Origin of the sequence: Bradyrhizobium sp. Arg816 (assembly GCF_029989365.1) — a bacterium.
GTDB lineage: Bacteria > Pseudomonadota > Alphaproteobacteria > Rhizobiales > Xanthobacteraceae > Bradyrhizobium.
Window position 1 is genome coordinate 532,887 of sequence record NZ_JAPRAQ010000001.1, and the last position, 11,613, is coordinate 544,499.

At 62.3% G+C, this 11,613-nt stretch carries 8 protein-coding genes; 4 read left to right on the forward strand and 4 right to left on the reverse strand.

The genetic code is table 11. The features are described 5' to 3' along the window. Positions 1–17: 17 nt before the first annotated feature. The 3 genes from OWC48_RS02460 to OWC48_RS02470 are packed head-to-tail and all read left to right on the forward strand — an operon-like array spanning position 18 to position 2,400. Entirely contained in the window at positions 18–1,040 is a 1,023-nt protein-coding gene (locus OWC48_RS02460; protein ID WP_282518505.1) for a TAXI family TRAP transporter solute-binding subunit, read from the forward strand. Further along, a complete protein-coding gene (locus tag OWC48_RS02465) occupies positions 1,037–1,657 on the forward strand; it encodes a hypothetical protein (protein ID WP_282518506.1) in 621 nt (206 codons plus the stop codon). Before OWC48_RS02460 ends, OWC48_RS02465 begins: the two co-directional genes overlap by 4 nt. A 56-nt stretch (positions 1,658–1,713) precedes the next feature. After that, positions 1,714–2,400 (forward strand): HemK/PrmC family methyltransferase, encoded by a 687-nt coding sequence (locus tag OWC48_RS02470; protein WP_282518507.1) that lies wholly within the window; start codon positions 1,714–1,716, stop codon positions 2,398–2,400. A gap of 89 nt (positions 2,401–2,489) precedes the next feature. Here OWC48_RS02470 and OWC48_RS02475 read toward each other — a convergent pair whose 3' ends face one another. The 3 genes from OWC48_RS02475 to OWC48_RS02485 form a co-directional block, all read right to left on the reverse strand. After that, positions 2,490–3,884: an HlyD family type I secretion periplasmic adaptor subunit gene (locus tag OWC48_RS02475; RefSeq protein ID WP_282518508.1), complete on the reverse strand. Its 1,395-nt coding sequence runs from the start codon at positions 3,882–3,884 to the stop codon at positions 2,490–2,492. 134 nt (positions 3,885–4,018) lie between these two features. Continuing rightward, positions 4,019–5,869: a type I secretion system permease/ATPase gene (locus OWC48_RS02480; protein WP_404979682.1), complete on the reverse strand. Its 1,851-nt coding sequence runs from the start codon at positions 5,867–5,869 to the stop codon at positions 4,019–4,021. A gap of 213 nt (positions 5,870–6,082) precedes the next feature. Further along, complete coding sequence (locus OWC48_RS02485) at positions 6,083–7,435, reverse strand: calcium-binding protein (protein ID WP_282518510.1); 1,353 nt, start codon at positions 7,433–7,435, stop codon at positions 6,083–6,085. A 1,030-nt stretch (positions 7,436–8,465) separates the two neighbouring features. On the opposite strand from OWC48_RS02485, the gene OWC48_RS02490 reads away from it, so the two are divergent. Then, complete coding sequence (locus OWC48_RS02490) at positions 8,466–9,017, forward strand: hypothetical protein (RefSeq protein ID WP_282518511.1); 552 nt, start codon at positions 8,466–8,468, stop codon at positions 9,015–9,017. Between the two features lie 205 nt (positions 9,018–9,222). Here the strand turns inward: OWC48_RS02490 and OWC48_RS02495 are convergent, their stop codons facing one another. Next, on the reverse strand, positions 9,223–11,493 hold the full coding sequence (locus OWC48_RS02495) for an MHYT domain-containing protein (protein ID WP_282518954.1): 2,271 nt from the start codon (positions 11,491–11,493) through the stop codon (positions 9,223–9,225). Positions 11,494–11,613: the final 120 nt, after the last annotated feature.

An 11,613-nucleotide genomic window follows, 5' to 3' on the forward strand; every position in this document is an offset into this window, starting at 1 on the left:
AGAGAGTGGAGAGGCCCATGTCATTGAGTAAGCTCGCGTTCACGGTCGCATTGGCACTGGTCGGCCTGCAGCTTGCTGCCAACGCCCAATCTCGCGCGCCGCGAGACCCGCCGGCGCCGACCGCGCCGCGGAATGCTGATACGGCCGCAAAGGAACGTATCAATGCATGGACGGTGGGGCTCGCCGGAGGACTTATCGAGGGCGCACCGCTTCGGCTCGCCGCAGAGATCGCACGCGTCGCCAACGAGGAGGACAAGCTTCACGTCATTCCGATCGTGACGACAGGTGCGACCGAGAACGTCAATTCGTTGCTCTATCTCAGGGGCGTTGATGCCGCGATCATCAACATGGATGCCCTTGACGAGTACAAGGCGCAGGTTCCGTCGATCGAAAAGCGCATCGTCTATGTTCTCAACCTCTTCCCGGCCGAGCTGCACGTCTTCGTGCGTCCCGAGATCAAGTCGCTCGACGACCTCAAGGGAAAGAAGGTCAATTTCAATACCCAGGGTACGGCAGCCGCCTATTCCGGTCCGCTGATCTTCAGCCGGCTGGGACTGAACGTCGAAAAGATGTTCATTCCCCACCAGGTCGCATTGCAACAGATGAAGAGCGGCGAAATCGCAGCGGTCGTCTTCATCACATCAAAGCCGGTCGACGCCTTCTTGAAAGGACGTTGGGATGATGGCTTCAAGTTCCTGCCGATCGAATACGACCCCAGATTTGAAGACTATTATCTTCCGTCGTCCCTCGATTCAAAGGACTATCCAAACCTCGTGCCTGCCGGCAAGCGGATCGCGACCATTGCCGTCCCGACGATTCTTGCCGCCTACAACTGGCAGCCGCAGACCGATCGCTATCGGCGCATGGTGCGCTTTGTTGACCACCTGTTCGGACGGCTCGACCGGCTGCAATCCGCTGGCTTCGATACGAAATGGAAGGACGTGAATCTCCGCGCCGGCGTCCCCACTCTGGCCCGGTTTGGTCCGGCACAGGAATGGCTCGATCGCTCGCCCAGCGCGACAGTCGGATTATCGCGATGAAGCGAACCGGTACCCTTGCGGCCGTCTTGCTCGCGGGTATCGGTCATCTAAGCTGCGCGCAAGCCGGCGACACGCCAGATCGTTCGAGGGCATGCGCGAAATTTCAGGGAATGGAGCACATGACATGCGTCGACGAGCAGGTTGGGGAAGCACCTGAGCAATCCTTCCAAGCTCCGCCGCAAAGTCCGAACTGGATCTTGAGCGAAACGACATCACCGGTGGACCACAAGCCGCAGATCGCCGCCCGGATCACCGCACGAGCCGGCGCGAAGGATGGGCCCTCGTCGCTCGCCATTCATTGTCGCGCGAATCGGACCGAGCTGTTGCTCTCCGCGGCGGGTTCCTGGACCAACACTCCAGGCACCGACATGAGGGTCGTATTCCAGATCGATGATCAACCGCCTGTCGATCAACGATGGAGGGTTGCTGATGGCGGACGAAGTCTCGCCTTTCCGGGCGACGTCGTCCGCTTCATCAACTCCATGCCAGGGGCGGGCCGGCTTCAGACCAAAGTGTATGCTGGAACGGCTGCGCCCTACGAGGAAACATTTGAACTGACAGGTCTGGACGCCGTCCGCCGGCGATTTGCAAAGGTCTGCACCTGGCCGCCCAGCTGAAAAACGGCAAGCTGAACGGCTGACGGGGAAGACGTCACGCGTGAGGTGTGAATGCGATGAGCGAGACAATCAACGTAGCCGAGGCTTACGAGCGAGGACGTACCCAATTCATGGGAATCGAACTGCAGGTTGCTCCCGGCGCGCTGGTGCCGCGGCCGGAGACGGAGTTGCTTGGCAGGACCGCGGTTGAAACACTGCGCCGGACACACCTGCCCTCGCCGCGGATCGTCGACATGTGCTGCGGCGCCGGCAATCTGGCGTGCGCGATCGCGCTCAATATTCCCGACGCTCGCGTCTGGGCGAGCGACCTGACTGACGGATGTGTCGAGCTCGCGCGACGCAATGCCGCGAGCCAGGGCGCGGAGTCCCGCATCACCGTGCTCCAAGGTGATCTGTTCAAAGCTCTCGCAGGCCTGCAACTCGAGCACAGCATCGATATGATCGTCTGCAATCCGCCCTATATCTCGGAATCCCGGCTCAACGGCGATCGCGCCTCTCTGCTCACAGACGAGCCGCGCGAGGCATTCGCCGCCGGGCCCTACGGACTGAGCATCCATATGCGCGTTACAAAAGACGCACCTCGCTACTTGCGGCCGGGAGGACTTTTGTTGTTCGAGGTGGGCCGCGGCCAGGATCGACAGGTGGCAACCCTGCTCGAACGCAACGACGCTTACGAAAATGTCCGCGTGGTCTTGGACGACGCGGGCGCCGGTCGCGTCGTCATGGCCTACGCGAAGGGATAGCCGGGTTCGAGCCCTTCCCCCACAATGATCGTTGGCATTGCAGCGTAGCACCCTGAACCCGGCGACCCTTGCACAGGCCGGTCAGCGAATCAGCTCTCCCGCATCCCGCGCCGGATCGCGTCCGTGATCGGCTGGGTCAGATAAGCAAGAATAGTGCGTTCTCCGGTTGCGATCAGGACGTCGGCCATCATGCCCGGCTTGAGCTTCTCCCGGACTTTGTCGGGGAATTGCGTCACCTGGACCGAGACTTTCACCTCGTAATAGGGCTGATGGGTGACATCGTCGCGCGTGGCGTCGGCCGAGATCGAAAGAACCTCGCCGACGGCGATCGGGGTGGAGCGCGCCTTGAACGAGGGAAGCCGCACCTCCGTCGGAAGGCCGAGCTGGACGTGGTTGATATCAAGCGCCGACACCCTCGCGGCCACCACGAGAACGTCGTTGTCCGGCACGATCTCCATCAGCACGTCGCCCGCCTTGATCACGGCACCGATCGTGTGAAGCTTGAGGTTCACGATCCGCCCCGATCGCGGTGCGCGTATTTCCATCCGCGCCAGAACATCGACCGCGACGCGCAGCTTCTCGCGCGCATCGGCAAGCTGGGCGCGCGTGTCGGCGAGCTTGCCGGTCGCTTCCTCCAGCACCTTCTGCCCGACCTGATCGATCTGGAGCCGCGACTCGTCGATGATGCGGCCATAGCGAGCGATATCCGCTTCATATGCGCCGATCTTGCCCTCGAGATCCGCTCTGGAGCGCTCCAGCGTGGCGACGCGTGCGAACGGTACGATGCCCTGATCAACGAGCGGCTTGAGCTTGGTGTATTCCTGACTGACACTGTCGAACTGCGCGCGCGCGCCCTTGTTCTGCGCGGTATTCCCCTGGATCTGCCGCTGCGCCTGCGCAATACGTTCCTCGAGGATCGAGATCTCGATCTTTCGCGCAGCGCGACGTTCATCGAAGCGCCGCTTCTGGTCACCCATCGCGCGTATCGCACTCGGATCGGACGTCTTCTGGAGCAGCTCGGTCGGAAACGTGATGCTGTCCTTTCCTTCGGCTTCCGCCTGCAGGCGCGCCTCCTCGGCAACTGCCGAGTAAACCGCCGAGCGGGCGATCTCTTCCTTGGCCCGCTCCTGGGTCGGATCGAGCCGCAACAGGACCTGGCCTTCCGCGACATGAGAATCGCCCGTGACCAACAGGTTCTGGACGATGCCACCCTCGAGATGCTGCACCACCTTACGGTCGCTCTCGACGACGACGGAGCCGGGGGCCACCACGGCACCGTCGATCGATGCGAGGGCGGTCCAGCCGCCAAATACGCCGAAGGTCAGGAAGACGACCAGGAAGCCTCGCCGTGCGGGGGTCTGCCAATCGCCCGACGGATCCTCATCGTTGCCCACTGACCCTCGGGGCCACAAGGTCGGCAGTTTCACCTTGGCAAGATCGACCAGCAGTTTCGCCCTGGCAAGATCGACCAACGACTTTGTCATGGTCTCCGCCTTCGCAAGGAGCTTGCTCGGAGGGCGCGGCTCCTGCGCCGCTTTATCGGTTTTGTTGAACTGCTTCAAAAGCTCCGCCAGTTCGTTGTGAAGAGCGTCCGTTCCCCGCTGCAACATCTTGTCCATTATTGCCTCGTCGCGTGCGCCTGACGCGCTTGATTTGAAAGCTGCGGCTGACGGTGAGCCCCATCGGTTCGATGGTTGCCGTCAGCATGGTGATGACGATCGGCGCGATGATGTTCAGCGGGCTCGCGCACGTCACGCCGCATCGGCGCGACCGTTTTGCCGAGCAGCGCAGGCAGCATTTCCTCGCGCGTGCCGATCTGCCCGAGCCGTCCGTCGTGCATGAACACGATCTTGTCGACCGCGGCGAGCAGGTTCGGGCGATGATTGATGATCACGATCGTCACCTTGCTCTGCCTCAGTCGCTGGATCGCATCGGCGAGCGCGCGATCGCCGTCGCCGTCGAGATTTGCGTTCGGCTCGTCGAGCACCACCAGCACCGGCTTGCCGAACAGCGCGCGGGCGAGCCCGATGCGCTGCCGCTGGCCGCCAGAAAGACCTGCGCCATTATCCCCGATCACGGTGTCATAGCCCTTGGGAAGACGCTGGATCATCATGTGCGCCGACGCCAGCTGCGCTGCCTCGACGACCGCCTCGTCGGAGGCGTCGTCGCGGAAACGTGCAATGTTGTCACGCACGGTACCGGCGAACAGTTCGACATCCTGCGGAAGGTAGCCGAGGTTCTGTCCAAGGAAATTGGGATCGAAATGCCTGACGTCGTTGCCGTCGATGCGGACGCAGCCGTGCACCAGCGGCCAAGCGCCGACCAGGGCCCGCGCCAACGACGATTTTCCGGAACCGGACTGGCCGACCACGGCGACGACTTCGCCAGGGGCCAGTCGGAACGAGACGTCGGCGATGGCCGGTAATTGCGATCCGGGGACGAGCACCGTCGCGGCCTCGACGGAGATTTCGCCGACCAGGGCCGGCAGCCGTGTCGGCTGTCGCTCAGTGGCGCGGTTCGCAAGCGCGCGATCCAGCCGGGCATATGATGTGCGCGCGGCAACCAGCGCCTTCCATTGCGACACCGCAGCCTCGACGGGCGCGAGCGCGCGTCCCATGATCAGCGAAGCCGCGAACAGAACGCCCCCGGAGATCTCTTGCTGGATCGCGAGATAAGCGCCCACTCCCATGATGGCCACCTGAATCGCCATGCGCAGGAATTTGGAGATGGCGAGCAAGGTCCCGCCCCGCTCTCCGGCCGTCGCGCTTTCCAGCAGCGCCTGACCATGAGTTACCGCCCAGGCGGCGCGGACCGCGGGTCCCATTCCAAGCGCGCGGATCGCTTCTGCGTTGCGCAGCGAGGACGTCAACCGGTCCAGTGCGTGAAGGTTCTTCGACGCGGCCGCATTCAACGGCGCCTTCGTAACCCGCTCGTTGAGGAAGGCGAGCGTCAGGATGATGATCGCGCCGATCAGGGCGACCAGGCCGATCAGCGGATGAAGCAGGAAACACATCGCGAGGAAGATCGGCGTCCACGGCACGTCCATCAGCGACGTGATGACGCCCCCCGACAGCACCTCACGCAAGGTGTCGACATCGCGCAGCAGCTGAACATGATGCGAGCTGCTCGTGCTCAGCGCCTGTCCGAGCGCGGTCTCGAACGTCTCGCCCGAGACGAACCGGTCGAAGCGCAATCCAGTCTGCACGAGAACCCGGCTGCGAAAATGCTCGAGCGTCGCGTAGCTGATGAAGAGCACGAGCGCGATGAGCGAGAGCAGTAGCAGCGTCATCCCGTTTCGGCTCGTGAGCACCCGATCGTAGATCTGCATGGTGTAGATCGGCGATACGAACACCAGCAGATTGATGAAGATGGATAGTCCACCGGCCGCGAGCAGACCGGGACGTATCCGACGGAAGACATCCGCGAGCGCAGACTGTTTTGCCGAAGCGTGCTTTGCCGAAGCGTGCATGTGCATATCCGGGCCGCCCTTGGCCGGGCGGCGGTAAACGGTTGAAAAATTGCATGCGATCGAGCGTCGAGACGCCCGCATTTCAACATTCCGCCGTGCGCGGAATGGCACCCCGCCTCTCGACCGCCCCGGTGGTCGCGAGGAACTCCCCAGAGTGGACATGCGCGCAGCGCACCGCGCGCATGTCCTTGTTGATGTAGACGACCTACGAGCTTACGAGTGCCACCCGTGGTGATCGTTGTGGTGAGACATCAGATCAGCCAGATGCGCTACGAACGAGCCCGTGTCCGTCGTATCCGTCTGCCCCGAACCGGCATCCGCAGTCGTGGTCGACGTCGCAGTGTGACCCCGCCACCAGGAATGATCTCCGGATGCGGACGACGTGCTGGTATTATTGAGCCACTGCGAGAAATCGAGCCCGCCACCGTTGTGGTTGTGCCCGCCACCGCCGTTGCCCACCTGCCAGGACGAACCTCCCGACCCGCCGCCGTGGTGATGACCACCCCAGCCGCCGGTATCCGTACCGCCGGTCGACGGATCGGTCGTTCCGTCCGAGCCCGACACGGGAGGAGTGCTTCCGGTGCCACCGCCAGCATCGGCAACCGGCGGCGGCGTGGTGCCGCCCGTCCCGGTGCTACCGCCAGCGTCGCCAACCGGCGGCGTGTTGCCGTCCGTGCCGGTGCTACCGCCAGCGTCCACCGGCGGCGGCGTGGTGCCGCCCGTCCCGGTGCTACCGCCAGCGTCCACCGGCGGCGGCGTGTCGGTCACCGGATCGGTAACGGGCGGAGCTGTCGCGCCCCCCGTGCCATGGCTCGTATTGTGCGCAAGGAACACCTGCTGCAGTGCCGGCAAATTCTCGAGCGCAGTGTCGCCATTCTGCGATCCCCACGCGTAAGCATAGTCAAAGGCCGGATTGGGAACGAGGTCCGCCCAATGATCGATCATTGCCTGCGCTTGCGCGGCAGTCGGCACAGCGACCTGGCTGCCGGTTTCGGTGGACCAGCCGCCGCCCCCGAACGCCTGATAAACCGGAACGATGGAGTCGAGCGGGATCCCGGCTTGCTCCGCGGCAGAGACGTACTTGTCGATCGTGCTGAGGTCGACGTTCGGACGGTCCGTCCACACCGGGTACCAATCGAGACCGAAGTAGTCGATGTGGGTGTTCGCCTGGTTGTAGCTGTTCATGTAGTTCGGATCGTCTGATGATCCCGTGTTCATCAGGACGGTGAACGTCTTGGCCCCGGGATCGTGCTGATGAATCCAGTCGGATTCAGCTTTCAGAGCCGCGGGGTCGGCCTGCGGTCCCCACTGACCGGTCAGATCGGGCTCATCCACAAGGTAGAAGCCGAACACTTTCGGATTGTTGAGGAACGGCGTCACCTGGTCGATAAACTCTTGGGTCACGCCTTGGTACTGATCGAGCCAGACCAGACCCTGCACGCCGCTGGGCAGTGCATTCGCCTGGTCGACATACTGGATATCTGCGAGATTAAAGCCAGCTTCAGCTGGTGCGAAGTTACCTTGGGAGTCCAGACCCCCGCCCGCAGCGTAGTGTAATGTTGCCAATGATATTCCCCTGTCAGTGTTGAAAGCCCCCAGTGACCTGTAGGTCTGAGCGCCCGACAACCGATCGTGCGTCCCACCGAGGTGAACGTATGTTTACGTTTGAGGCAGGAATCTCCGTTCCATTGGGCGTAACCAAGGGATTATTGTGCTGAAAGTTTGCACAACAACTGGCCAGCGCTGACCGCCATATCTGAGCGAAAACTTGTTTTGAAAGACGATTCAAAGATATGCGGTCAATCGAGGCCGAGAAGATCAATGTTGAATCTGGCACAACGCCGACGAAATTCTTCAGTGCCGGTCGCAAGCAGCAAACCGGATTGATGTTCGTGGATTACCCCCGATGACGGATGTTCTCATCGAAGCGTTTCCGTTGTTCAGTAAAGGGCGTGGCGCAGGTAGAGAGAAAATCCAAGCGGATCAGCGCTCCTGCAAGCCGGTATTTTGGCACCGAAGCCGAACCCGTTTGCGGGGGCAATTGCGAATCGCGGAAGTATTAGGCGCTGGGTTGCCTTGCCGCTCTTTAGCACCGTGGCTGGAGAGCTCTTTTTGATAGCGCGCGCGAATCGAATTCGTCCCACCCGTTCGCTGTGCCGCGCGCTAGCGATTTTTCGAGTAGAATCAGCTCATTTGCTGCCGAGGACGTCATGTCAGGGTCGGCCCAAACGAACCTCAAGTTTCCGCCGGGTTCACGAATTCAGGTAAAGCCGGCAGCCGGTCCTCGCTTAGCTGGAAAGACCGGGACCGTGGTTGGGGCCGGATACTATCCGAAGAGCCTCCGCGTCATTCTGGACGGATCGAAGGGACCAATTACTCTTCACGTGGACTACGTGGCCATGATCAACACGTGAAGCGGGCGCCGCGTCCACGGCCCACTTGCGGAAAAAGGCGTTCTTCAATGTCGCGTTTCGAGTTACCCCAGAAGTATAGCCGGCCTCTGCTCCAGCATTAGGCCGCTCTTTTGACCCATTTCAGCCAATCTTTGTTAGTTGCTCGTTGCTCGGGGGAGGATCCATCAATCCCGGAGCCTGCGATGTTCAAGCAAGTAATTTCTGCGTGCTGCCTCGTTGTGATCACCTCGCTCAATTCCGATGCACGACCGTACCGCATACAGCACGCCTCCGAATGCAACGTCACCATGCCATGCGACTTCTCGAACTACGCGCAAATCTCGAACCAGCGAAGGGAGGTGCGAGACTCATTGCGTATACATCGAACCAAACAACTCACCGTCGTCGCCAATACAAATATTGCGGCGCCTGACGGCCCGGTCAGCACTCGGATCGTTGGCGGCCGCCCCGCGGGCTGCCCGTCCTCATTCTGCGGTTGTGCCGCAGCCCTGCGCCTGTTTGGTCGCATCGTTCCGGAATTGAATCTCGCGGCAAACTGGCTGAGATTTCCGCGTACATCGCCAGCAGCAGGAATGGTCGCGGCAAGACGCGGGCACGTTTTCGTCCTCGAGCAGCACATCGGGGGCGACGTTTGGATGGCGTACGACGGCAACTCAGGTGGACACACAACGAGAATACACGCGCGTTCTTTGAGGGGGTACACGGTTGTGAATCCGCGCGCGACGCTGACTTGAATTTAGCCCTTTATCGAATCGGCAACACGGTTGCCAAGTACCGGCATGCTTTCACTGGGACAGCGGCAACCTCTCGTCGCTGAGGCGCTGTTATGATCCCCGGTCGAAACACGACCTGATCGCTCCACGCAACCATATTTGGATGGTAAGGGAGCTGGAGGCAAATGTGCTGGCGGCGCCGATCGGCGGCCGTCAGCCAGAACCGTCAGGCCACGACGGATATCGCGCGCCCCCGCTCTCGCATCGCTCCCTGGATAGCCTTCTCAAGGGCGGCCTGATCGAACGGCTTCGACAGTCGGTGCAGATTGGAACGCGCATCGATGGGAAGCTCCGCATACCCGGTGCTCAGGAGGATGACCATACCGGGACGCTCCACGACCACGGCTTCAGCAAGCTGCAGGCCGGTCATGACCGGCATCGCATAGTCGGTGACGACAAGTTCGATGGTCTGGGTGCGGCGGAGGAGAGCCAATGCCTCTTCGCCCGAGCGTGCCTCGACCACCGCATGCCCGAGATCCTCCAGCATTGCCGCCGTATTCTCGAGCACGAGAGGGTCGTCATCGACCAGAAGCACGGAAAGCCGGCGGTCGGCCCGAAGCATCGGTGCCGGAGCCTCCGCGCGCGGTGCGAGCACCGCGGCCTCCTCCTCGGCTACCGGCAGCCAGATCTCGGCCGTCGTGCCCACTCCAAGGCGGCTCTTCAGGACGAGCCTGCCGCCGGACTGCTCGGCGAGGCCGTGAACCATCGATAGTCCGAGCCCGGTGCCTTTGCCGATACCCTTCGTCGTGAAGAACGGCTCCTGAGCGTGCTTGAGCGTTTCCTCGTCCATGCCGCAGCCGGTATCGCTCACCGAGAGCGCCACGTAGCGGGGAGCGCCAGCTTCGCGCTGCTCGTCTCGGGCGGAGATGGTTATCAGGCCGCCCGCCGGCATCGCATCACGCGCGTTTACGGCGAGATTGAGGATGGCCAGTTCGAGCTGGTTGGCGTCAATCTTTACGTTTGGCAGGTCCAACGGAAAGAGTGTGTCGATACGGACGCCTGCCTCGAATTTCAGCAGTGACGCCATGCCCCGCACCAGTGCGGCGATATCGACGACAGCCGGCTTGAGATCCTGTTTGCGAGCGAAGGCGAGCAAGCGCTGGGTTAGCAGAGCGCCCCGCTGCGCGCCTTGCATCGCGTTGTCCACGAGACGCTGTATCTTCGGATCATCGGTTTGCAGGCGTTTTTTCAGGAGCTCGAGGCTGCCGAGAACGGCGGCGAGCAGGTTGTTAAAATCGTGGGCCACGCCGCCGGTAAGTTGACCGATGGTCTCCATTTTCTGCGACAGCGTCAGCGCTTCGCGTGCCCGATCCAGCGCTTCCTGTGCCCGCCTCCTCTCACTGATGTCGCGCACGATGTTGGCAAACCCAGTGATCAAGCCGCTTTCGTTCCGTACCGCGACCAGGGTTGCCTCCGCCCAGAAACGGCTGCCATCCCGGCGCACGCGCCAGGCTTCCACTGCTGACTTGCCGTACCGCTCCGCCTCCAGGAGAGCACGTGCTGGCGCCCCGGACGCGCGGTCTTCGTCGGTATGAAGGATCGCGTAGCTGGTCCCAACGATGTCGTCGCCATACCCCATCAGCCGGCGCGCCCCGAGATTCCAGTTTCCCACGGCCCCATTCGGCTCGATCATGAACATGGCGTGATCGGCGATGCCCTCCACCAGGAGCCGAAAGCGTTCTTCACTTCGCCTCAGTGCGCTGGCCTCGCGTTGGGCGCGCTCCGCCGACACCCGATCGTAGACGGCAGCGGCAATCCCAATGCTCAGGATCAGGATGGTGGCGCCGGCCAGCAGAAATGCCAGCGGCGCCCGACCCACGAAATGTCCAGCGTGTTCGGCCATGGTGTTCGCTGGCACGAACAAGGCACCTTCCATAGCCGCGTAATGCATGCCGGAGATCGCGAGACCCATTACAAGTCCTGCGAACAGTCGCTGCGTCGCACTTGTCTTGCGAAAGGCAAGCCAGAGCGCCACGACCGAAGCGCACATCGCGATCACGACCGAGAGCACGACCCACCAAGGATCGTACGCGACGGATGCCGCCATTCTCATCGCGCCCATGCCCGTATAGTGCATGCCGGATATGGCGAGCCCCATCGCCAAGCCGGACACCAGGAGCGCCTGCGGGCGTCTTCCGACCACGGCAAAGGCCGCGGCCGCGACAACAATGGGGACGACAAGTGATAGAAAGGTGAGGAATGGATCGTAGGAGATCTCGACCCCGGGCAGCCTGAAAGCCAGCATGCCGACGAAATGCATGGACCAAATGCCGCCGCCCATGGCGGTGGCCGCGGCTGCAAGCCAAGCCGGACGAGCCCGCCCAGACGCGGCACGCATCCGGGTCGCGAGGTCGAGCGCTGTGTAGGAGGCGAGCGCGGCGATCAGGATCGACAGCGCCACAAGAACGGGATCGTGAGAGGCCGTATGGTGATTCATTTCCACCAGATGGTAATGGAAATCCAGGGCAAATTCACCCTAGGTTGAAGGCATCGGGGCCCGCCCGGCCGCGACACCCTGTCGGCAAATTCAAGCCGGATCCAGCCGTCGGGGGCTGTT

Coding starts and splice junctions, on each gene's coding strand:
- OWC48_RS02460 (WP_282518505.1), top strand. CDS start 18: ATGTCATTGAGTAAGCTCGCGTTCACGGTCGCATTGGCACTGGTCGGC.
- OWC48_RS02465 (WP_282518506.1), top strand. CDS start 1,037: ATGAAGCGAACCGGTACCCTTGCGGCCGTCTTGCTCGCGGGTATCGGT.
- OWC48_RS02470 (WP_282518507.1), top strand. CDS start 1,714: ATGAGCGAGACAATCAACGTAGCCGAGGCTTACGAGCGAGGACGTACC.
- OWC48_RS02475 (WP_282518508.1), bottom strand. CDS start 3,884: ATGACAAAGTCGTTGGTCGATCTTGCCAGGGCGAAACTGCTGGTCGAT.
- OWC48_RS02480 (WP_404979682.1), bottom strand. CDS start 5,869: ATGCACGCTTCGGCAAAGCACGCTTCGGCAAAACAGTCTGCGCTCGCG.
- OWC48_RS02490 (WP_282518511.1), top strand. CDS start 8,466: ATGTTCAAGCAAGTAATTTCTGCGTGCTGCCTCGTTGTGATCACCTCG.
- OWC48_RS02495 (WP_282518954.1), bottom strand. CDS start 11,493: ATGAATCACCATACGGCCTCTCACGATCCCGTTCTTGTGGCGCTGTCG.